The following is a 21,916-nucleotide window of genomic DNA, read 5'->3' as shown; positions in this document are numbered from 1 at the left end:
GTCGCCTCATTACAAACTTATTATTGAGGAAGACATCATGAAACAACCCTCGACTGAACAGATTCGCCTTGATAAATGGCTATGGGCTGCTCGTTTTTATAAAACGCGCTCGATGGCTCGTGAAATGATAGATGGCGGAAAAGTGCATTATAATGGGCAAAGAACTAAACTTGGAAAGATAGTTGAGTTGAATGCCACCGTTAGACTGCGACAAGGTAATGATGAGCGTACGATTGAAATCCTTGAAATCAGTGGTCAACGTAGGGGAGCGCCGGAAGCGCAGCGACTTTATCGTGAAACGGAAATTAGTCTTGAACAACGGGAAAAAGTGGCTCAAGCGCGTAAAATGAACGCATTGACGATGCCACATCCAGAGCGACGACCTGATAAAAAAGAGCGTCGAACTCTGTTAAAATTTAAACAAACAAATTCTCATGAGTCGTCTTAATTTAGACGTTGAGTCATCGAGGACCGCTTAGTCATAGAGCGCTTAGCAATAGAGAGAAATTATGTCTAAACAAGACCAACTCCATCGTTTTTTATTTGAGCAGCACGCTGTTCGTGGCCAAATGATCAGTATTGATGAAACCTTTCATCGTATTTTAGAAAATCATGACTACCCTGAGGCCGTTAAGGGCTTATTGGGTGAACTTCTTGTTGCGACGAGTTTATTAACGGCAACACTGAAATTTGACGGTGATATTACGGTGCAAATTCAAGGTGATGGTCCAGTAAACTTAGTCGTTATTAAGGGTGATAATCTACAGCAAATGCGCGGCGTTGCTCGTGTTGATGGTCCGGTTGTAGCGGGAAGTTCATTAAAACAAATGATCGGTAACGGTCATATGGTGATCACTATCGCACCAAAACAAGGTGAACGTTATCAAGGAATTGTTGCTATTGAAGGCGAGACACTTGAAGAGTGTATTGATGCTTATTTCCTTCAATCAGAGCAGCTACCAACGCGCTTATTTATTCGTGTTGGTGACGTTGACGGAAAAGCAACGGCTGGAGGTATGTTATTGCAAGTATTACCCGCAGCGGATGACACTAGTCGTGATATTTTTGATCATTTGGTGCAATTGACTGCGACAATTAAAGGTCAGGAATTAAGTCAGCTCAATGTTAAAGAGGTTTTACACCGCCTGTATCATGAAGAAGATGTCACATTGTATGACCCACAATCTGTCGAATTTCGTTGTACATGTTCACGGGAACGTTGTGAAAGTACTTTAGCAACTTTATCTAAAGAAGATGTTAACGATATATTGCAAAAAGATGGAAAAATTGATATGGAGTGTGAGTTTTGCGGTTCGCACTATGTATTTACTGAATCCACTATTCAGGGGTTGAATAATGAACTAAATCAGCAACTTCACTGATACGATTTAGCAACTTAATTATGTGATGAGGGTGCAATTCTGCACCTTTTTTTTGTAATTTTAAAGCATTATAACGTGCTCTAAGTCTCATTATGGATTAAAAAATATTATACATTTTCAATTCTTTGATAACTATCGCTGTTAATTAGTCGTAAAGAATTATGATCATCTGCAGAATAGTTATGTTTATCGGGAGCAATAAAATGAGCGTTAAAAGTATTACTCTAAAAGAACTTGAAAAGTACGGGATCCATGATGTAGCAGAAATCGTTTATAACCCAAGTTATGAGCTGTTATTCAAGGAAGAAACTAAGCCAGAACTTGAAGGTTATGAGCGTGGAACAGTAACGACACTCGGTGCGGTTGCTGTTGATACAGGTATTTTTACCGGTCGTTCTCCAAAAGATAAGTATATCGTGCGTGATGATGTCACACGTAATACGGTCTGGTGGGCTGACCAAGGTAAAGGTAAGAATGATAATAAACCGATGACTCAAGCAGTTTGGACTGATTTAAAACAATTAGTTACTAAGCAATTGTCAGGCAAACGTTTATTTATTATTGATGCTTTTTGTGGCGCGAATGCTGATACTCGCTTGAAAGTTCGCTTTATTACTGAAGTCGCTTGGCAGGCACATTTTGTCAAAAACATGTTTATCCGCCCATCAGACGAGGAATTAGTAGGTTTTGAGCCTGATTTCATCGTAATGAACGGAGCAAAATGCACGAATCCTAACTGGAAAGAACAAGGTCTTAATTCAGAAAACTTTGTTGCTTTCAACCTGACAGAGCGTATGCAGCTGATCGGCGGTTCTTGGTACGGCGGCGAAATGAAAAAAGGGATGTTCTCAATAATGAACTACCTTCTACCGCTAAAAGGCATTGCATCCATGCACTGTTCAGCTAACGTTGGCGAAAAAGGCGATGTTGCTATTTTCTTCGGCTTATCTGGCACAGGTAAAACCACACTGTCTACTGATCCAAAACGTAAGTTAATTGGTGATGATGAGCACGGTTGGGATGATGATGGTGTATTCAACTTTGAAGGTGGTTGCTACGCAAAAACAATCAATCTGTCGAAAGAAGCTGAGCCGGATATTTATGGTGCAATTAAACGCGATGCATTACTTGAAAACGTAATGGTGCTAGCGGATGGTTCAGTTGATTTTAATGATGGTTCAAAAACAGAAAATACGCGTGTTTCTTACCCTATCTACCACATTGAAAATATCGTTAAGCCTATCTCTAAAGCAGGTCATGCAACAAAAGTTATCTTCTTAACAGCGGATGCATTTGGTGTATTACCACCGGTTTCTCGTCTAACCGCAGAACAAACACAGTATCACTTCTTGTCTGGTTTTACGGCTAAGTTAGCGGGTACAGAGCGCGGTGTTACTGAACCTACGCCAACGTTCTCTGCTTGTTTCGGCGCTGCATTTTTATCACTGCACCCAACACAATACGCTGAAGTATTAGTTAAACGTATGGAAGCTGCGGGTGCGAAAGCGTACTTAGTGAATACAGGTTGGAATGGTACGGGTAAACGTATTTCAATTAAAGATACACGTGCAATCATTGATGCGATTTTAAGTGGTGATATTGAAAAAGCGGAAATGAAAAAACTGCCTGTGTTTGATCTTGATATCCCAACAGCGTTACCGGGAGTGGATACCAATATCCTTGACCCTCGTAATACTTATGCAAATAAATCTGAGTGGGATGAAAAAGCGAAAGATTTAGCAGATCGTTTTGTGAAGAACTTTGATAAATACACTGATACCCCAGCTGGGGCTGCATTAGAGAAAGTAGGTCCTAAGCAGTAAGTTATTAGTTGATATTTTATTTAATGATGAAGGCTCTACGACGTAGAGCCTTTTTTGTCGATAATAAGGGTCACCACAACCTTCTGAGCAGCTTTGAGGGGGTTCCTGCATAAATACCTTTCTGAGTAATTGGTTTGATGACAATGCTTCCTGTGCCAATTATCACGCTTTGGTAAATAAAAGCCCTGCATGAGAAACACACAGGGCGAATAAATTAAAACATGTCTTTAGTCAGCAGAAGGCAAATCAAATAACAAAATTTCGCTGTCTTCATCTGCTTTAATCACTAAGTGATTTTCTTGCCAAATAGCTAAACCATCACTGGTTGTGGCTTTTTGTCCGTTGATTTCAACAGTGCCTTTGACGACTTGTATCCACATGACTCGCTTATCTGCAATATCATGAGATTGTTCTTCATTTGCACTGAGCGCCCAACGCCATAACTGCATGTCTTGATGAACTTTTAATGAACCTTCCCGTGCATCAGGGGAGAGAACCAGTTGCTTACCATCATGAGAATCAAAGCGTTTTTGTTCATAGCGTGGCTGAATATCGGTTTCTTCAGGCACAATCCATATTTGATATAAATGAAGTTCATTTTTATCATCAGGATTATATTCAGAGTGACGAATTCCGGTACCTGCGCTCATAATTTGGAATTCACCCGCTGGAATTTGTTCCATATTACCCATGCTATCTTTATGTTCTACTGCGCCACTAAGCACATAGGTTAATATTTCCATATCTTTATGAGGATGAGTACCAAACCCTTGCCCAGCAGCAATAAAGTCTTCATTAATGACTCTCAGTGCTGAGAATCCCATAAATTGCTCATCATAATAATTAGCAAAGGAAAAAGTATGCCAGCTATCAAGCCAACCATGGTTGGCGTGGCCGCGTTCGTTTGCTTTGCGTAAATAGATCATCGTGTCATCTCCTAAAAGCGGCTATCGAGTCGAGTGTAGATAAACTCGCTCTAAATGTATTGATGATAGTTTAACCAAATAGAATAAAGAGAGAAGTAGTTGGCATTCACAATAGGATCCAAAAAATTTGAATAAGATTGAGTTGATAGGGGAATAGATAAAAAAATAGCCAGCGCAAGGCTGGCTAAAGTAAACACTGGAAGCAATGTGAGCAATGTCGTACTTTCAAGAATACGGTGACTAAGTTGACCATATCGAGTAAGTAATGATAATGATAATAGTTATCAGTATCGTTTGTAAAGCATTATTTTTAATCAAAATGATATAAGGTATAATTTAAAATGCAATTATATGATTTATATGATTTATATGAGATTAAAAATTACCCATTATTTTTCAATGGATTAACTTATATTGTGTTCTACGAAATGTGTGGTTATTTGGGGTTGCTCGGTAAGCTTTCTGCGCAAGCCGCTGCTGAACTCCAAGCCCATTGGAAGTTATAACCTCCCAACCAACCCGTTACATCCATGACTTCACCAATAAAATATAATCCCGTAACCTTGAGTGATTCCATTGTTTTAGACGAAATTTCACCGGTATCAACACCTCCCAGAGTAACTTCAGCGGTGCGATAACCTTCAGTACCGTTGGGTTGTACTTGCCAATCATGTAGGGTGTTATGTAATGCGTCTATTTGTGCATGTGTCAGCTGCTTGAGCGGGCAGTCAGGGATTTGTCCACGTTCTTGTAATACTTCTATCAATCGTTTTGGTAATAGTTGAGATAGCGTATTTTTAAGCGATTGATTAGGATGTAGCTGTTTTTCATTTGTTAAGTAGCTGTCAACAGCGGTGTCCGGCAGTAAGTTAATACTTACATACTCTCCCGGTTCCCAATAGTTAGATATCTGTAAAATAGCAGGGCCTGATAATCCACGATGGGTAAATAAGATATTTTCTTTGAATAATGTCCCGTTGGCGGAGGTGACGGTCGCGGCGACGGAGATCCCCGAAAGCACCTGTAAAGCCTCAAGCAAAGGCTTATGGAGTGTAAAAGGAACTAATGCAGCGCGAGTGGGTTTGATAGTGTGACCAAATTGTTCTGCAAGACGATAGCCAAAAGGGGTAGCCCCTAAAGCAGGCATGGATAAACCGCCAGTAGCAACAATAAGTGAGCGCGCACTTACCTGCGAACCATTAACAGTTACGATAAATTCATCATCTATTTTTTCAACTTGTGTAATTTCGCTGCGCAGTTTGATCGATATGTGAGGAGAGTCGCATTCACTTTGCAGCATATCGACGATATCTTGTGCGCTATTGTCGCAAAATAGTTGCCCGAGGGTTTTTTCATGGTAAGGGATTTTATATTTACTGACTAATTCAATAAAATCCCATTGTGTATAGCGAGCAAGTGCTGACTTACAAAAATGTGGATTCGCTGATAAGTAGTTACTGTGCTCGGCATACAGGTTGGTGAAATTACAGCGGCCACCACCAGACATAAGAATTTTTCGGCCAAGTTTTTTTCCGTTATCGAGTACTAACGTGTTTAAACCACGTTTTCCTGCCAATGAAGCGCAAAACAGGCCTGCGGCACCTGCACCTAAAATAATAACGTCTATTTTTTTCACAATAAAAATTCTCTATATATGTCTGATTTTAAGCGTAATTACCATTATGGATTGGTGTATTTTACGTCATATCATAGAGGTTGTATTGTAAAGCTTCGATGAAGAACTAATGAAAAGTGCACAAGACGTATTATAATTAGGGAAATTCGGCAAAAAAGATGAAATAACTTTTATTTTCTGGGATTTTTACCGTAAAAGTTTCAATAAATCAGAATAAGTTTGTTTTATTCAATTGGTTGATATTTATGGAGTAATTGCTATGAGGTACTTTTTTGATGGGTAGTTATATCAAAAAAAGGTTAGATTTTGCTTCCACCGCTAGCGTTTGTCACTGATAATGCGCCGCGTTCATGTCCAACATATAATGGCTTAACGTCTATGCTACATCTTTTTACAGGTTTAGAATTTCATACAGGTCTATTATTAGTTCTGGCACTGCTATTTGTGCTGGTCTATGAGGCTATAAATGGCTTCCATGACACCGCAAATGCGGTAGCGACGGTTATTTATACCCGAGCAATGCGAGCTCAGTTCGCTGTCGTCATGGCAGGGGTTTTTAACTTTTTCGGCGTCTTGCTGGGAGGGTTGAGCGTTGCATACGCGATTGTTCACCTCTTACCGACGGACCTATTGCTTAATGTGAGTTCTGCTCACGGCCTTGCGATGGTTTTTTCATTGCTATTGGCTGCAATTATTTGGAACCTTGGAACCTGGTATTTAGGTATTCCTGCATCAAGTTCTCATACACTGATTGGGGCCATTATTGGGGTTGGTTTAACCAACGCAATAGTCACAGACTCTTCAGTGGTTGATGCGCTGAATATACCGAAAATGATCAGTATTTTCATCTCGTTAATTCTTTCTCCCGCTATCGGCTTTATGGTTGCAGGGTTGATGATTTTTATACTACGCCGTTATTGGAGTGGCACTAAAAAACGTCGCCGTATGCACTTAACGCCTGCTGAGCGCGAGAAAAAAGATGGTAAGCGTAAACCGCCATTTTGGACTCGAACCGCATTGATTCTTTCCGCCGTCGGCGTAAGTTTCTCTCATGGTGCGAACGATGGACAAAAAGGCATTGGTCTTATCATGCTTGTGTTAATTGGTGTTGCGCCAGCTGGTTTCGTTGTCAACATGAATTCTAACGGTTATGACATCGCGAGAACGCATGATGCTGTTGTTCATTTACAACAATACTACGAAACACATAAACCCGCGTTAAACCACGCAATAGAAAACGCCCCAACGGCTATCGAAAGTGTCGATGAAATTAGTGGTGAGTTCCATTGTGATAGTACACGTACTGTTGCCATCTTGAATCAAGCTCAAACAATGCTCAACGGCATTCAGAGCTACGATGAGCTCTCTCCTGATCAGCGTAACCATGCACGTCGCTTATTAATGTGTATCTCTGATACAGCAAGCGCAGTCGCTAAATTACCAGAGACCAGTTCTAAAGATGCAAGTTTGTTGAAAAAACTCAGTAATGACCTGCTGTATACTGTCGAGTATGCACCACTTTGGATTATTATTGCGGTGGCTTTAGCACTCTCTATCGGTACTATGTTTGGTTGGCAGCGTGTTGCCGTTACTATCGGTGAAAAAATCGGTAAGAAAGGCATGACCTACGCACAAGGTGTTTCTGCGCAGGTAACCGCAGCGGTTTCCATTGGTGTTGCGAGTTATACTGGTATGCCAGTGTCAACGACACAAGTATTATCTTCTGCGGTTGCAGGTACCATGGTTGTCGATGGTGGTGGTGTACAGACCAAGACAATTAAGAGCATTGCTCTGGCATGGTTATTGACTTTACCAGTATCAATCGTGTTGTCAGGTGGATTATATTGGTTATCACTGCTGTTTATTTAACAGCAATTAACTTGTTTTTCAGCGCAAGCTAAAAACGTCAATGAGTTACATGAACATGATGAAATAGTGATGATCTGAGAAGGTCATCACTATTTTTTTTGGTTAAATATTGAGTCAGTGAAATAGCTCATCATATTATTGATTCAATCAAAAAATGAATAGTTACTCATACGGTTTTTTATCCTCAATTAATAGTTATCCAGTAATAAATAAAGACACTAAGCTGACAACAACGAGAATACTCAATCGACTGATTAGCAAAAATTGTTTGCGAATTCGTTCACAACGAAGGATAACTTCAGGCTCATAATGTTCAAGATACTGTTTGTTATTAATATAGCGAACAAGCCTAAGTTGTTTATTTAATTGACCGTGAGTGGTAAAAAAGCCATTACCATCGACAGATAGATAGAGCAGAGGATCGGACTCTCTTAAAATAGATAATAAAGCTCTAATCGAAGAAAAATAGCGCATCATATTGATGATGCAAAGAATACACAAAGCCCAAAACAAGACAATCATACTGAACATAATCCTCTCCTTAGAACTTAGCTTTTCGCAGTTGTAACAAAGGAAAACCAGTAAAAACATTGAACTTATAGGGTACAAATTTATTGTAGGACAAAAATCTGTATAAAAAAAGTGCAATGCTATCAAATTTGTGATTAGTATTTGTTTATATTGATGAAACTCAGAGTATCTGTTCCTTGTTGTATTAACTAATGTATTGCATCATTATTTGTCTTAATGCGATATTTTAAGCTAATGAAGTTATGTGGAAAACTGTCACTATGCGCTTATTTTTATAAGTAGAGTTTTTGTTTTTATATCGATTTCTTTTGGCGGCAAATTTTGGGGGGCAGACTTCGATTTTTGATTCAATTGGCTTAATTTGATTGTTTTTTACAGATGAAAGTAGTCCGCAAAGCGTAAAGTACTTTAGGGATAATTCGCATTATTTCGGGTAATATATTAATATTGAATGAATGATGTTACTGTTTTATAAAATGTTATATGAATTCATGATTTCAAGGTTAATCTGCTTAGATGTGATCTAAACGACACTTACTTATCTCAATTAGCAGGTATAGTATTCATTAGATATTGATAAATTTTCATCAATTATCAGATAATCAGCATTTGGAAGGAGTTTACTTATGGCTTACAAACATATTCTCGTTGCGGTAGATTTATCACCTGAAAGTAAAGTATTGCTGGATAAAGCTGTTTCTATGGCAAAACCGTACGGTGCCAAAGTCTCCATGATCCATGTTGATGTAAATTACTCAGATCTTTACACTGGACTTATCGATGTAAATCTTGGTGATATGCAACAACGTATCACTGATGAAACACGTAATTCACTGAAAGATCTTTCTGCTGGTGCCGGTTATGAAATTCAAGAAACACTCAGTGGTAGTGGTGATTTAGGCCAAGTTTTAGTTGATGCGATTAAAAAATACAACATGGATTTAGTTGTCTGTGGTCATCATCAAGACTTTTGGAGTAAGTTAATGTCTTCTGCTCGTCAGCTAATCAATACTGTCCATGTGGATATGTTGATTGTGCCATTGAATGACGAAGAAGAATAGGCTACTCGCTATTTTTGAAAAATTATTCACTAAAAACGCCTGCTTATGCAGGCGTTTTTTTTGTATCAAAATATGTAATTTAAGGTGGTTCTTGGCAGGTCAAGGTTTTTTTTTACTTAATTAAGAAAAAAAAAGCTTGAATTAAGAATACAAACTAGTGATATATTCAATAGGCAAACGCAAATCAACCTCACATTTCCAAAAAATAATGAAATGAAATGGTGAGGCACATCACAACAATAAATGTTAAAAAGGAAGACCTAGATGACACAATCACTATCTTCGTTCTTGGAATCTGTCCAAAAAAGAGATCCTTCACAACCTGAGTTTCTTCAAGCAGTACGTGAAGTGTTCACTTCTCTTTGGCCATTCTTAGAGCAAAATGCAAAATACCGTGATCAAGCTCTACTTGAGCGCTTTGTTGAGCCAGAAAGAGTTATTCAATTTCGAGTTTGTTGGGTTGACGATCAAGGTAAAGTACAAGTTAACCGTGCATGGCGAGTTCAGTTCAGTTCTGCAATTGGTCCATTCAAAGGTGGTATGCGTTTCCATCCATCAGTTAATTTATCAATCCTGAAATTCCTAGGTTTTGAACAAACACTGAAAAATGCACTGACAACCTTGCCTATGGGTGGCGGTAAAGGTGGTTCTGACTTTGATCCTAAAGGAAAAAGTCATGGTGAAGTAATGCGTTTTTGCCAAGCACTGATGACTGAGCTTTATCGTCACATTGGTTCAAATACAGACGTACCGGCGGGTGATATCGGTGTAGGTGGTCGTGAAGTTGGCTTCATGACTGGGATGATGAAAAAACTGTCGAACGACACTTCTTGTGTATTCACAGGTAAAGGTCTTTCTTTCGGTGGTAGCTTAATTCGTCCAGAGGCAACCGGTTACGGCTTAGTTTATTTCGTTGATGCAATGCTAAAACGCCATGGCCTAGGTTTTGACGGTATGCGTGTAGCAGTTTCAGGTTCAGGCAACGTAGCGCAGTACACCATTGAAAAATGTATGGAATTGGGCGCTAAAGTCGTAACTGCTTCTGACTCAAACGGTACTGTGGTTGATGAAGCTGGTTTCACACCTGAAAAACTTGCTCGCTTAGAAGAAATCAAAAATAGCTATGGCCGTATTGAAGAATATGCCAAAGAATTTGGTCTAACTTACTTAGCTGGCAAACAACCATGGTGTGTTCCTGTTGATATCGCGCTGCCATGTGCAACACAAAATGAGCTAGACACTGATGCGGCTGAACTGCTGATTAAAAATGGTGTTAAAGCAGTTGGTGAAGGTGCAAACATGCCAACAACCATCCCAGCAACAGAGCTATTCCTTGAAGCAGGTGTTTTATTTGCGCCAGGTAAAGCTGCTAACGCAGGTGGTGTTGCAACATCTGGGCTTGAAATGGCTCAGAATGCAGCACGCTTAAGCTGGCCTGCTGAGAAAGTTGATGCTCGCCTAAATTACATTATGTTGGATATTCATCAGCATTGTGTTGAGTTTGGCGGTGAAGGGAAACAAACCAACTATGTTCAAGGTGCTAACATCGCGGGCTTTGTGAAAGTCGCTGATGCAATGCTTGCGCAGGGTGTTTTGTAATTCTCTGACCAAAACGTACGCGAAAGGGCGGAATGTATAATACTGATAATTCACCTGTACAATACGCCCTTCGCCGTTACGTTTAAATTGAAGTTTATGTTTTAATGCAGGGATAAATATCAAATCGATGGTTTTTAGTGGTTATCGCAGAGGGCGCTTTTTTTCCGGCTAAAGGTTCTGCATAATCTGGACGTTTCACCACCACTCTCCGTTTTGCCAATGCAATTGCAGGTTCTAATAAAGAATCCGCATCATCATCAGACCCTACCAATGATTGAAACACTCGCATCTCTTTCTTAACTAATGCACTTTTTTGTTTGTGTGGGTACATAGGATCGAGATAAATAACATCAGGTGCATGAGTAATTTCACTTAGCGCAGTAATGCTCGATGCGTGGATCAGGGACATGCGTTCTTGAAGCCAGCGCCCAATTTCTGCATCTTGGTAGCCTCGTTGTAAGCCATCATCTAATAATGCAGCGACAACAGGATGACGCTCTAGCATACGAACACGACAACCTAAAGCCGCAAGAACAAAAGCATCACGACCGAGCCCTGCTGTCGCATCAATCACATCAGGTAAGTAATCTTTTTTAAATCCGACTGCCTTGGCTACTGCTTCACCTCGACCGCCACCAAATTTACGTCTATGAGCCATAGCGCCCGATACAAAATCAACAAAAATCCCACCGAGTTTCGGTTCATCGATTTTACGTAGTTGTAAATTCTCAGGGGTGAGTACTAACGCCATAACGGCATCAGGGGTATGAATTAGCTGCCATTTTTCAGCAAGTTGAGAGAGGGTGCCTGCATCGGCACCTTCTTCACAGATCAATTGAATCTTAACGTTCTCAGCCATGAATACCGTAGCTCTTCAACATTGCATCTAATTCAGGTTTGCGACCACGGAAGCGTTCGAACAAGGCCATTGGTTCTTCAGAACCGCCACGGCTCAAGATATTATCAAGGAAGGATTGACCAGTTTGACGGTTAAAAATGCCTTCTTCAGTAAAGCGTGAGTAGGCATCCGCCGCCAGTACATCAGCCCATAGGTAGCTGTAGTAACCAGCTGCATAGCCGCCAGCAAAAATATGGCTAAATGCATGCGGGAAACGGCTCCACTCCGGTGATGGAACAACAGCGACTTTTTCTTTAATTCTTTGCAAAGTTGGCATGACTTGCGCCCCTTTTGCTGGGTCATATTCTGCGTGTAAAGTAAAATCAAACAAGCCGAATTCAAGCTGACGTAAGACAAACATGGCGGATTGATAATTTTTAGCCGCTAACATGCTATTTAGCATTTCAGTTGGTAATGGTTCACCTGTTTCATAGTGACCTGAAATAAACTCAAGAGCTTCAGGTTCCCAACACCAGTTTTCCATAAATTGACTTGGTAATTCAACGGCATCCCATGGAACACCATTGATGCCGGCAACATCAGCGACATCGATTTGTGTCAGCATATGGTGTAAACCATGGCCAAACTCATGGAACAATGTAATGACTTCATCGTGCGTAAATAATGCAGGCTTGTCACCAAGAGGTTGATTAAAGTTACAGGTGAGATAAGCGACAGGGTTTTGCAGTGAACCGTTGCTGCGAACCATACGGCCAAGACAGTCGTCCATCCAAGCCCCACCGCGTTTATTCTCGCGAGCGTATAGGTCAAGGTAGAAACTGCCGCGTAGGGTGCTAGTATCGTCATACAGCTCAAAGAAACGTACATCTTTATGCCATGTCTCGACATCAAGACGTTCTTTCGCGGTTAGACCATAAATACGGTGAACAACTTCAAATAGGCCTTCAATAACACGCTGCTCTGGGAAATAAGGGCGTAGTTGTTCATCACTCAACGAAAATTTATGTTGTTTCTGTTTTTCGCTGTAATAGGCAAGATCCCAAGATGCAAGGGTATCTACGCCAAAATGTTCTTTTGCAAAGGCAGTCAGTTCAGCAAGCTCATTTTCACCTTGTGGGTGAGCGCGTTTTGCTAGGCCGTTGAGAAAGCTCAGCACTTGCTCAGGGGATTCTGCCATTTTGGTGGCGAGAGATTTATCCGCATAGTTTTTAAAGCCGAGTAATTGCGCTAATTCATGACGTAAAGCCATTAGCTCTTCAATTAATTCACTGTTATCCCACTTGCCTGCATTTGGCCCTTGATCAGAGGCGCGAGTGCTATAAGCATGGCTCATTTCGCGACGTAGTTCAGCGTTATCTGCATAAGTCATTACTGGTAAGTAGCTTGGCATATCTAGGGTCAGTAAGTAGCCTTCTTCACCTTTAGACTCTGCCATTGCTTTTGCCGCAGCGATAGCGCTTTCTGGCATACCTGCGAGTTCACTTTCATCTTTGATGAGTTTGCTCCAGCCCATCGTCGCATCAAGCACATTATTGCTATATTTTGAGGCGATTTCAGATAGGCGAGCAGATATTTCACCGTAGCGTTTTTGCTTTTCAACAGGTAATCCAATACCGGATAATTCGAAATCACGTAATGTATTTTCGATGGATTTACGCTGTGCTGCGGTTAATGAATTAAATTCAGCATTATCTTTTAGGGATTTATACGCTTGATAGAGTGGTTCATTTTGCCCCATCCAAGTACTGAATTCAGACAGTAGTGGCAGACATTTTTCATATTCTTCACGCAATTCAGGGCTATTTTTAACTGAATGTAAATGGCTAACAGGTGACCAAACACGTGAGAGTTTATCACTCGCTTCTTCTAATGGCTGGCAAAGGTTATCCCATGTGTATTGGTTAGTCGCCGAAAGTAGGTTTTCGACAGTTTGACGATATTCAGCCAAAACCTGCTGTACAGCGGGAAAAACATGAGCAGGTTCAATAGTAGAAAAGCGCGGTAGTGCGGAATCGGTTAATAATGAATTTGTCATAAAAACATCCTGTGATTGCAGGCTTGTGCTCGTAGGCCAAGGCTTACTGTGTTGACAATAAAAGTAAAAACGGCGAGCTCTGTATCAATAAAATCAGCACACCATTATGAATATAAAGAATGATATGGGGGCGAAAATGTAAACCTCAATATCAAGATAACGCTTTTTCGTCTTAGTATTTATCAATAAATGGGATCTATTCTTAGCTTTTATCAAGAAACGTTATAGTTATAATTACAATGCTTTGGAAAACATTGAATACAGTCTATAATCAAAGTCCTTCAAGATAAGGAAGATCGTCGTCTCCGGTGAGGCGGCTGGATTTCAAATCCAGTTGGGGCTGCCAGCAGTCCCGGGCAGGTTCGACTCCTGTGATCTTCCGCCAAACGCGGTTTCTGAATTTCTCCCAAAAGCAATATTTTCTTTGTAAATCAATAAGATTAATCACCTCACAGTCTGTCTGGTTCTCCCCTTGTTTACTGGTTTATACCCTTGTTTGGGGGCATAATTTTTCCCTATTTTTTGAATGCTCCCACAATGAAGCTTTACGCCTGCCAGGTAGCGGCCTCAAGGTCGATGGTAACCCCTTATAAAATGACCGATGGAGGGGGGTTATACCTCGAGGTTAACAGCAACGGATCGAAGGCTTGGAGAATGAAGTATCGTTTTGCAGGCAAAGAAAAAATGCTTTCCATAGGTGTTGATTAAATTGAATAAGGCACCGTAGGTGATGACCGAAAAGATGCACGAACATTTTTCTGGCAGAGAATACATTTAGTCGCATAAATAAGTGATAGTTTCATTTAAGTATTGTAAGTTTGGCTTAAGTGTAAAATAATCTATCCTCAGCTATGAAGGAGGATAGATTATGGCAATGGGGTATTTTTTACGGGTTGGTGATAGAACCACTTGTGGAGGACAAATATTAACAGGAGACAATACCATGCAATGGTATGGTGTTGCTGGTGCTCGTGAAGGCGATATGGTCAGTTGTGGCAAACATTCGGGAGCGTATCGAATTCTCGGAGGTGTAAATAGTGTGTGGCTTGAAGATAGGAAACACGCAGGAACACTTGAAAGCTTTAGCTCCTGCCCTTGCCATGCGCGATTTATTAATTCAATTCAGGACTGTTATAGCAATGAAAGCGGGTCAGCCTCCCCAGAAACAGTTTCAGTTATCCCTCCAGCTATAACGAATAAAATTTGTATTAGTTGTTTAATGAAAGCCGCCGGATCAGGGCAAATGCTTGTCGTTCGAGAAGGATAATGATAAATGCATAATCAGCATCCTATTTTTAACTATTTTGAACGCTATCCTGATGCAAAGCATTACTGTTTAATCTGTGGTCTGCAATATGAACGTTACTTTGACGAAGAGCTTCAAGATAAACTTGGGTCAGCAAGTCCTTTATTTAGACAGGCATCAGATGCTGAAATAGCATGGGCGGGTCCGTGGTTGATCGATGTGACCAAACGGTATGATTTGTTGGCAGATTTAATGCAATTGGAAACTGAATCGCCAGCGTTGTCGTGGATAGTCAGTGCTTCATCGATTGATAAATTAGCTATTTACTTCTCTGAACGACTTAATGTGAGTTTACCCGATGGTAAAACAGCCTTATTTCGGTTTTATGATCCTCGTGTGACGCACAATATGCCTCAAGTCCTCACATCCGAACAATACCATGAAATAACGACCCCACTCACTGCGTGGTATTACCGCTTTGAGGGACGCTTTTATGCATTACAAGGAGGGGGCTTAAATGCAGTTTAGTGAAGAACAATTAAACAAAATTCAAAATATTGAACAGAATGATTACGTGACTCAAGTGAGTACTGATTTTTATCAACACCATTTGGATAAACTACAGAACCTCGAAACATTGAATAAACGTTTAGAATCCGCATTTCAGTATGTTCTTTCCCTCGGTTTTACTCAAGAACCGTTAATTCGGTCATTTTTATTTTATGAGGCTTGCTGCCCTGACTTTTATTTAAAGCCAGAAATTAGAAATATGCTTGAGGAAAAAAATCGTGTGCCAGAGCAGCAGTATCAAGATTTTTTACGGATAGCCATGAAATTGATTGAATGGAGAACCTAATATGCCAATTCCATTAATACTTGCAGGTGCAGGGTTAATGACACTGGGCGGACTAGCTGCAGTGACACAAGAAGCCTCAAAAATTGGTTTTCCCTCCTCGTCGGGTAATGGAGATGATGAATGGGGAGATAACACGAGTTACGATGGCAAAATTCGTGAATATGAAAGTATTGCGATTGGCGGTGAGTTTGATGATGAAGATGTTGGTAATAAAGGAGGAAGTAATCAAGGTGCAGCAGTAGGCGCTGTGGCAGGTTCATCGGCAGGTGTAGCCGCAATTGAAGCAAGTAAAGGGTGCCAAGATTGCCCTGCAATACCTTATATTATCCCCCATAAAAATTATATAACCAATACGCGTTCACCAAAAGCTTATGAGTATCAGGCGAGGATATGTAATACGGTAATAGTGACGGCTGACTCTCCAGAAGGACAACTTAAATATATTGAAGAATGGAAATGCACTATTCCAGTACCAACGAGAACAAAAAATCCTTTAGTGGAGTTTGACGGCTGGGTGCCCAGTGAATGTAACTTTATTGAAACTAAAGATAATTATGATTTTTTCTTTGATAGCCAAGGCGAACCAAATTTTTTTATGGGTGAGCATAATAAAATCCTTAAGCAAGCCGGGGAACAAAATTGGTTATGTTTTAGCCAGTTTAAAAAAAGATCATTTATTGATTGGCATTTTTCACATAAAAAAATGTTTGAGCTTTGTGACGAATTATTAGAACCATTACCACAAGTACGAACACACTTTTCACCATAGTTTTGAGGTAGTTATGGATTTATCAATTAAATTAGATATCGAGCTACATGAAGAAATGTCAATCCCCCTATTAATTGATATTTTTAGTCATATGATTTTAACATGTGAGTCGATTACTCATGAAAATGAAGACGCATGGTATTTAACAGGCGATACTCTAGAAGAAGCATTACAAAAGAAAGCCTTTAATCAAAATACACCGACCAATTTATTAAAGGATATTCCTTTTTTTGATTGGATGGAGTCAATATGGGCTAATAAAAATAAAGCATTAGATATAAAATATACCAGTTGTGGGCTAATATATAATCTAGAATTTAAGCTGCGTAATATTAATGTACCTAGCCAAGTAGCTATAGTTAATGCACTAAATTGTTATTTTGATGCATATAGAATAATTTGCATACGAATTGATACGAATAAATATAGATATAATAAAAAAAATGTTTTTCCAGATAGACTCCCTGTTGGTTGGATGCTTTATTTAAACAAAAAAATCACGCAAGAACAATTACCAATGGCGGCCGAACTTGTTGATATTGAAAATGAAAAAAATAACGGCACGTTGATCATCAGTACCGACCATGTGTTTGATGGTTCAGATAAAGCAGATATCAAAAAAGCCAATGAGATAGAGATTCAGCTAACAGCATTAGGGTTATTGCCGTTGATACGAGAAATATATAGTTAATATTGTTAAGAGGAAAGTAGTGAGTATGCAGGTAGATTATATGATTTTTTGAAACGTATAATCTACTGTGTATTATGATGGCTTATGCTTGTTAGATATGAGTTAGTTAAAAATATTGTTTGTGTATAATCGCTATACCTACAACCCACTCATCAACCTCTTAATTAGATTATTAATTTAGGTATGATTTTTGCTTTGGGGGTGCATTTGGGGGTTAATTATTTATCTATATTAATAATTTCTTTTTAAATCATATTGTTTATATCTATATGCGACTCCTGTGATCTCCGCCAAACTTGGTTTCTGAATTTCTCCAAAAAGCAATATTTTCTTTGTAAATCAATATGATTAATCATCTCACAGTCTGTCTGATTCTCCCCTTGTTTACTGGTTTATACCCTTGTTTGGGGGCATAATTTTTCCCTATTTTTTGGATGCCCCCACAATGAAGCGTTACGCCTGCCTGGTAGCGGCCTCAAGGCCAATGGTGACCCCTTATAAAATGACCGATGGAGGGCGAGGTTAACACCAATGGGTCGAAGGCTTGGAGAATGAAGTATCGTTTTGCAAGCAAAGAAAAAATGCTTTCCATAGGTGTTGATTAAATTGAATAAGGCACCGTAGGTGATGACAGAAAAGATGCACGAATATTTTTCTGGCGGAGAGGGAATATAGAAATAGTAGCACATTGTTTTTGCATAAAATAATGTGCTTACTATCGGCTTTCTGATGAACTTATTTTTTTATAAAACATGATATATTGTTGTTCATAGTTTATTCATAACGTATAGAGAGGAGGCAATTTGATGAGTGATAATCTTCCTGAGGTACCACAGGGTGAATTTGTTTTGTTTCGAAGTGAAGATGGTCAAACTCGCGTCGAATGCCGCTTTGAATCTGATACGTTGTGGCTATCTCAGGCATCCATTGCTGAACTGTATGGAAAAGATGTTCGTACAATTAATGAGCATATTGTTAATATTTTCTCTGAGGGAGAACTTGCTCAAAACGCAACCATCCGGAAATTCCGGATAGTTCGATTAGAGGGAAATCGTCAGGTTTCCAGAGAGATAGAACACTATAGTTTACCCGCCATTCTTGCTGTCGGTTACCGCGTCCGCTCTATTCGCGGAACGCAGTTTCGCCAGTGGGCAACGCAAACGCTGGAACAGTATCTGATCAAAGGGTTTGTGATGGATGATGAGCGGCTGAAGAATCCGTCTATCGGTCAGTCAGTCGTGCCTGACTATTTTGATGAGCTGCTCGAACGCATCCGTGATATTCGCGCCAGTGAGCGACGCGTGTATCTACGAGTGAAAGAGATTTTCACTATGGCAGCGGACTACGAGCCTTCCAATAAAAAAACCAATCGTTTTTTCCAAACCATCCAAAACAAATTGCATTTTGCTTGTACGGGCATGACTGCCGCTGAGCTTATTGCTAGCCGTGCAGATGCGAGTCAGGCGGATATGGGCTTAACCAGCTATAAGTCGGGCGAAGTTCGTAAAACCGATGTCACGATCGCGAAGAATTATCTACGTGAGAATGAACTCAAAGAATTAAATCGCATCGTCAATATGTGGCTGGATTTTGCGGAAGACCAAGCATTGCGCCGTAAGCAGGTTTTTTTACAGGATTGGGATACTAAACTGGATCAGTTTTTAAGTTTCAATGACCGTGAAGTTTTGCAGGGTGCTGGTGGAATTAGTAAAAAAGTGGCTGATGAAAAAGCTAAAGCAGCGTTTGATGTTTTTGCTCAAAAACGTCGTCGGTTAAAAGAGGTTGAAGGGGCGAGAGCGAATATAGTGGCGCTGAAAGAGTTACTGAAAAGAGATAAGTAAAAAGTGGCAGTTTTGTGATTTGATTTAACATTTTCTCCATTGTTAAAATTCACTTTGTGTCATAAGCGGGTGTTGTTGACCTCGCGCTACGTTTATCTATAAGTTACATATCAAGTTGGACGAATGATTTATATTTAGATGGTAATTTATTTGTTTCTTAATCCTTTATGAAGGAATATATATGTCTTACCTACGTTCTTTAATGAGTCCGTTGTTATTTCTGTCTTTCTTACCACTTTCTTTCGTTCAAGCCGCGGGTAAGCCTGAATTGAGAGATAGTGGAATTGATCCATTATCTATAACCAGAATAAATGATCGTGTGAATTATATGTTATCGGTCACCAATGGTAACGGCAAAACAATCCAGCACTGGCGTTCTGTTGACTGTAAACAAGGTAAGGCTCAGTTTCTATATAAAGATTTACTTAATGATGATGGAATTACTAAAGCCCGTTATTACGGGAAAAGTTATGCCCGCTATGCGCCCGCACAAATTGATAAGCAGATGACAGAAGAGGAAATCCGTACTGTCTGCCAGTTACCCATAAAAGAGATGCGGTGGGAAAAATTGTCGACGACCTCTCAAGATATTATAACCAATCTTGTTGATATTAATAGTGTTTATGTCACTGGTGACACTTTATCGGTAAGTATGGGATATGATATCTCAGAAATTACTTGGGAACCGCCTTACGATGCGCCACTAGAATTAAAGGTTGAGCACTATTTATATAACTGTAAAACACATCAAGGTAATGCTGTTGCTGCAATGAATTTTGATAGCGAGGGTCGCGTGACAGACTCACTGATCTCTGCAGATATTATTCGCCGCAAGAGCAGTTTCAAAATTGATACTCAAATGACACAGCTCTTCGATCAACTTTGCGAGTTACCAGAAGGAAAATCGTTCACAGCGAAAGGGCTATTTGTGCCTGCTAAGAATAAGCCTGCATCAACACTGATGGGGCCTTCAATGCCCGACCTGAGTAATAATAATCCGCAGTGGCTGAATAAATTTCCGCTTTCTTCTGCGATTGATAGCCAAGCGCAATTATTGATCAAGCCATTGATGCCTCCTCGTTTTAAACAGATTAACTATACGGAAGTCAGCGATTTCGGTAAGGTCAATATACAGCTGGATGCACAGCCGGATGGCTATATACGCAAGCTAGAAGATTATGATATCTGGACAGTACAACGTTTAACGCTGGCTAATCAGTTACAATTGAAGTTCGCCATGTCTATCAGTAATGATACTTCACTACTCAACAAGTTACAGACAGACCTGCATTTTCCGTTAAAAACAGGTCAACGATATCAGGCACAATGGGAAGATATTGACTCTAATAAGAAGGTAACTACTTCATCGCTATTCTGTGATGTCACTGGAGAAGGAGATGCTCAAAGTATTGCCCCCGAATTTAGTGGGAAATATTTATCAGTTGAATGCCGAATGACTAGTGAAGGGCAGCCTAGTAGCAGTACTAAACTAGCTTGGTTGCAGGATTTTAACATTTTCGTCCCAGTCGCTATGCAAGTGGGGGATAAGCCTGAAAGTCCAGTCAAACTGGAACAGGTTAATGTGACGCGTTAATAAACAAGCGGGCTCACTTATTTATTTGGTGAGCCTGTACCTTGGAAGGATTGAGTGTCAATGTCTCTTATCCTGACACAGGTGCATACGCCATCAATCGTGAGATTAATTGCTAACGTCCGCATTTATTATCTCAGATTTGATCTGCTTGTTACACTCAACATCATGATGCTTTTATTTCCTGATTTTTAACTTTTACTTCCCCACCTCAAAAGTCAATCTGGGGGCACCGATATTTATCCATCTCAGTAAACTCATTTAATATCAGTGTCATTAGCCATCAAATGCGACTCCTGTGATCTTCCGCCAAACGCGGTTTCTGAATTTCTCCAAAAAGCTATATTTTCTTTGTAAATCAATAAGATTAATCATCTCACAGTCTGTCTGATTCTCCCCTTGTTTACTGGTTTCTACCCTTGTTTGGGGGCAAAATTGGGGGCATAATTTTTCCCTATTTTTTGGATGCCCCCACAATGAAGCTTTACGCCTGCTAGGTAGCGGCCTCAAGGTCGATGGTAACTCTCTATAAAATGACCGATGGAGGGGGAGGTTAACACCAACGGGTCGAAGGCTTGGAGGATGAAGTATCGTTTTGGTTGTAAAGAAAAACGGCTTTCTTTTGGGATGTACCCACTAGTTTCATTAGCTGATGCACGAAAAAAACGGGATAAGGCCAAAAAGCTCTTAGTGGATGGAATTGATCCTGCTGAAACTAAAAAAATAGAAAAAATGGCTTAGAAAATGGGAATGGAAAACAGTTTTGAGTCTATTGCGCGTGAATGGCACAAAAGCAAAGTGGATCGCTAGTCGCTACGTTATCGAGAAGAAATCATCAATACTTTTGAAAAAGATATCTTTTCTTATATCGGTAAGCGTCCGATAGTAGAAATTAAGCCCCTAGAGTTACTTGAAGCTTTACGTAAAATGGAGAAATGCGGAGCCTTGGAGAAGAAGCGTAACATCCATAAGCGTTGTGGTGAGGTTTATAGGTACACAATCATTACAGGATGAGCTGAATATAACCCTGATCTTGCATCTGCATTAACTCCTCCAAAGAAACAACACTTCCCATTCTTAATCGCCGAAGAACTGCCTTATTTTCAAAAATGAGAGTAGCGTATTAAGTCTGCTCTCAAATAGCCTTAATTTAATAATTTAATAATTTAATAATTTAATAATTTAATAATTTAATAATTTA

18 protein-coding genes, 1 tRNA gene and 4 pseudogenes are annotated in these 21,916 nt (G+C 39.9%); 17 read left to right on the top strand and 6 right to left on the bottom strand.

The window, feature by feature from the left end; genetic code table 11:
• Positions 1–37: 37 nt before the first annotated feature.
• The 3 genes from hslR to pckA all read left to right on the top strand — a co-directional run bounded on the left by hslR (position 38) and on the right by pckA (position 3,205).
• Entirely contained in the window at positions 38–448 is a 411-nt protein-coding gene (hslR, locus tag ACTH6U_RS17080) for a ribosome-associated heat shock protein Hsp15 (RefSeq protein WP_441832704.1), read from the top strand.
• 61 nt (positions 449–509) lie between these two features.
• Entirely contained in the window at positions 510–1,382 is an 873-nt protein-coding gene (hslO, locus tag ACTH6U_RS17075) for an Hsp33 family molecular chaperone HslO (protein ID WP_336431026.1), read from the top strand.
• A gap of 203 nt (positions 1,383–1,585) precedes the next feature.
• Positions 1,586–3,205, top strand: coding sequence for a phosphoenolpyruvate carboxykinase (ATP) (pckA, locus tag ACTH6U_RS17070; protein ID WP_294110289.1), 1,620 nt, complete (start codon positions 1,586–1,588; stop codon positions 3,203–3,205).
• 70 nt (positions 3,206–3,275) lie between these two features.
• On the opposite strand, the pseudogene ACTH6U_RS17065 reads toward pckA, so the two are convergent.
• From ACTH6U_RS17065 to ACTH6U_RS17055, 3 genes and pseudogenes are all read right to left on the bottom strand, one after another.
• Positions 3,276–3,365 (bottom strand): annotated as a pseudogene (locus ACTH6U_RS17065) (N-acetyltransferase); the annotation flags it as partial.
• Between the two features lie 67 nt (positions 3,366–3,432).
• The gene (locus ACTH6U_RS17060) at positions 3,433–4,131 is read right to left on the bottom strand and encodes a pirin family protein (RefSeq protein ID WP_294110287.1); all 699 of its coding nucleotides are present in this window, start codon (positions 4,129–4,131) and stop codon (positions 3,433–3,435) included.
• Positions 4,132–4,567: 436 nt separating this feature from the next.
• Positions 4,568–5,767 (bottom strand): NAD(P)/FAD-dependent oxidoreductase, encoded by a 1,200-nt coding sequence (locus tag ACTH6U_RS17055; protein WP_441832703.1) that lies wholly within the window; start codon positions 5,765–5,767, stop codon positions 4,568–4,570.
• Positions 5,768–6,145: 378 nt separating this feature from the next.
• On the opposite strand from ACTH6U_RS17055, the gene pitA reads away from it, so the two are divergent.
• Positions 6,146–7,636, top strand: coding sequence for an inorganic phosphate transporter PitA (gene pitA / locus ACTH6U_RS17050; RefSeq protein ID WP_294110363.1), 1,491 nt, complete (start codon positions 6,146–6,148; stop codon positions 7,634–7,636).
• 195 nt (positions 7,637–7,831) lie between these two features.
• On the opposite strand, the gene uspB is transcribed toward pitA, so the two are convergent.
• Entirely contained in the window at positions 7,832–8,167 is a 336-nt protein-coding gene (uspB, locus tag ACTH6U_RS17045) for a universal stress protein UspB (protein ID WP_294110283.1), read from the bottom strand.
• A 626-nt stretch (positions 8,168–8,793) separates the two neighbouring features.
• On the opposite strand from uspB, the gene uspA reads away from it, so the two are divergent.
• Entirely contained in the window at positions 8,794–9,228 is a 435-nt protein-coding gene (gene uspA / locus ACTH6U_RS17040; RefSeq protein ID WP_294110281.1) for a universal stress protein UspA, read from the top strand.
• A gap of 264 nt (positions 9,229–9,492) precedes the next feature.
• Positions 9,493–10,827: an NADP-specific glutamate dehydrogenase gene (gene gdhA, locus ACTH6U_RS17035; RefSeq protein WP_294110279.1), complete on the top strand. Its 1,335-nt coding sequence runs from the start codon at positions 9,493–9,495 to the stop codon at positions 10,825–10,827.
• A 94-nt stretch (positions 10,828–10,921) separates the two neighbouring features.
• On the opposite strand, the gene rsmJ is transcribed toward gdhA, so the two are convergent.
• Both rsmJ and prlC read right to left on the bottom strand, forming a co-directional pair.
• Entirely contained in the window at positions 10,922–11,686 is a 765-nt protein-coding gene (gene rsmJ / locus ACTH6U_RS17030; protein WP_294110277.1) for a 16S rRNA (guanine(1516)-N(2))-methyltransferase RsmJ, read from the bottom strand.
• On the bottom strand, positions 11,679–13,721 hold the full coding sequence (gene prlC, locus ACTH6U_RS17025; protein ID WP_434720406.1) for an oligopeptidase A: 2,043 nt from the start codon (positions 13,719–13,721) through the stop codon (positions 11,679–11,681). Before prlC ends, rsmJ begins: the two co-directional genes overlap by 8 nt.
• A gap of 290 nt (positions 13,722–14,011) precedes the next feature.
• Here prlC and ACTH6U_RS17020 point away from each other — a divergent pair.
• The 11 genes and pseudogenes from ACTH6U_RS17020 to ACTH6U_RS16970 all read left to right on the top strand — a co-directional run.
• A tRNA-Sec gene (locus ACTH6U_RS17020) sits at positions 14,012–14,106 on the top strand.
• 152 nt (positions 14,107–14,258) lie between these two features.
• Positions 14,259–14,423 (top strand): annotated as a pseudogene (locus tag ACTH6U_RS17015) (Arm DNA-binding domain-containing protein); the annotation flags it as partial.
• A 166-nt stretch (positions 14,424–14,589) separates the two neighbouring features.
• Positions 14,590–14,988, top strand: a complete 399-nt coding sequence (locus ACTH6U_RS17010; RefSeq protein ID WP_441832702.1) for a PAAR domain-containing protein — start codon at positions 14,590–14,592, stop codon at positions 14,986–14,988.
• A 6-nt stretch (positions 14,989–14,994) separates the two neighbouring features.
• The gene (locus ACTH6U_RS17005; protein ID WP_441832701.1) at positions 14,995–15,495 is read left to right on the top strand and encodes a DUF4123 domain-containing protein; all 501 of its coding nucleotides are present in this window, start codon (positions 14,995–14,997) and stop codon (positions 15,493–15,495) included.
• Complete coding sequence (locus ACTH6U_RS17000; RefSeq protein WP_441832700.1) at positions 15,485–15,823, top strand: hypothetical protein; 339 nt, start codon at positions 15,485–15,487, stop codon at positions 15,821–15,823. Before ACTH6U_RS17005 ends, ACTH6U_RS17000 begins: the two co-directional genes overlap by 11 nt.
• A gap of 1 nt (position 15,824) precedes the next feature.
• Positions 15,825–16,592 (top strand): Tox-REase-5 domain-containing protein, encoded by a 768-nt coding sequence (locus ACTH6U_RS16995; protein WP_441832699.1) that lies wholly within the window; start codon positions 15,825–15,827, stop codon positions 16,590–16,592.
• Between the two features lie 13 nt (positions 16,593–16,605).
• The gene (locus ACTH6U_RS16990) at positions 16,606–17,283 is read left to right on the top strand and encodes an Imm52 family immunity protein (RefSeq protein ID WP_441832698.1); all 678 of its coding nucleotides are present in this window, start codon (positions 16,606–16,608) and stop codon (positions 17,281–17,283) included.
• 445 nt (positions 17,284–17,728) lie between these two features.
• Positions 17,729–17,882: pseudogene (locus tag ACTH6U_RS16985) on the top strand (Arm DNA-binding domain-containing protein); the annotation flags it as partial.
• Positions 17,883–18,089: 207 nt separating this feature from the next.
• Positions 18,090–19,124, top strand: coding sequence for a virulence RhuM family protein (locus tag ACTH6U_RS16980; protein WP_441832697.1), 1,035 nt, complete (start codon positions 18,090–18,092; stop codon positions 19,122–19,124).
• A 181-nt stretch (positions 19,125–19,305) separates the two neighbouring features.
• Entirely contained in the window at positions 19,306–20,718 is a 1,413-nt protein-coding gene (locus ACTH6U_RS16975) for a hypothetical protein (RefSeq protein ID WP_441832696.1), read from the top strand.
• 512 nt (positions 20,719–21,230) lie between these two features.
• Positions 21,231–21,819, top strand: a pseudogene (locus ACTH6U_RS16970) (tyrosine-type recombinase/integrase); the annotation flags it as partial.
• Between the last annotated feature and the right edge of the window lie 97 nt (positions 21,820–21,916).

The sequence above is a fragment of the Providencia sp. genome (genome assembly GCF_052096715.1).
Lineage (GTDB): Bacteria > Pseudomonadota > Gammaproteobacteria > Enterobacterales > Enterobacteriaceae > Providencia.
This window is presented reverse-complemented; position numbering and strand designations above follow the sequence as displayed.

Coding starts and splice junctions, on each gene's coding strand:
- ACTH6U_RS17010 (WP_441832702.1), top strand. CDS start 14,590: ATGGCAATGGGGTATTTTTTACGGGTTGGTGATAGAACCACTTGTGGA.
- gdhA (WP_294110279.1), top strand. CDS start 9,493: ATGACACAATCACTATCTTCGTTCTTGGAATCTGTCCAAAAAAGAGAT.
- hslR (WP_441832704.1), top strand. CDS start 38: ATGAAACAACCCTCGACTGAACAGATTCGCCTTGATAAATGGCTATGG.
- ACTH6U_RS17000 (WP_441832700.1), top strand. CDS start 15,485: ATGCAGTTTAGTGAAGAACAATTAAACAAAATTCAAAATATTGAACAG.
- ACTH6U_RS16995 (WP_441832699.1), top strand. CDS start 15,825: ATGCCAATTCCATTAATACTTGCAGGTGCAGGGTTAATGACACTGGGC.
- rsmJ (WP_294110277.1), bottom strand. CDS start 11,686: ATGGCTGAGAACGTTAAGATTCAATTGATCTGTGAAGAAGGTGCCGAT.
- hslO (WP_336431026.1), top strand. CDS start 510: ATGTCTAAACAAGACCAACTCCATCGTTTTTTATTTGAGCAGCACGCT.
- ACTH6U_RS17005 (WP_441832701.1), top strand. CDS start 14,995: ATGCATAATCAGCATCCTATTTTTAACTATTTTGAACGCTATCCTGAT.
- uspB (WP_294110283.1), bottom strand. CDS start 8,167: ATGTTCAGTATGATTGTCTTGTTTTGGGCTTTGTGTATTCTTTGCATC.
- pckA (WP_294110289.1), top strand. CDS start 1,586: ATGAGCGTTAAAAGTATTACTCTAAAAGAACTTGAAAAGTACGGGATC.
- pitA (WP_294110363.1), top strand. CDS start 6,146: ATGCTACATCTTTTTACAGGTTTAGAATTTCATACAGGTCTATTATTA.
- prlC (WP_434720406.1), bottom strand. CDS start 13,721: ATGACAAATTCATTATTAACCGATTCCGCACTACCGCGCTTTTCTACT.
- uspA (WP_294110281.1), top strand. CDS start 8,794: ATGGCTTACAAACATATTCTCGTTGCGGTAGATTTATCACCTGAAAGT.
- ACTH6U_RS16980 (WP_441832697.1), top strand. CDS start 18,090: ATGAGTGATAATCTTCCTGAGGTACCACAGGGTGAATTTGTTTTGTTT.
- ACTH6U_RS16990 (WP_441832698.1), top strand. CDS start 16,606: ATGGATTTATCAATTAAATTAGATATCGAGCTACATGAAGAAATGTCA.
- ACTH6U_RS16975 (WP_441832696.1), top strand. CDS start 19,306: ATGTCTTACCTACGTTCTTTAATGAGTCCGTTGTTATTTCTGTCTTTC.
- ACTH6U_RS17060 (WP_294110287.1), bottom strand. CDS start 4,131: ATGATCTATTTACGCAAAGCAAACGAACGCGGCCACGCCAACCATGGT.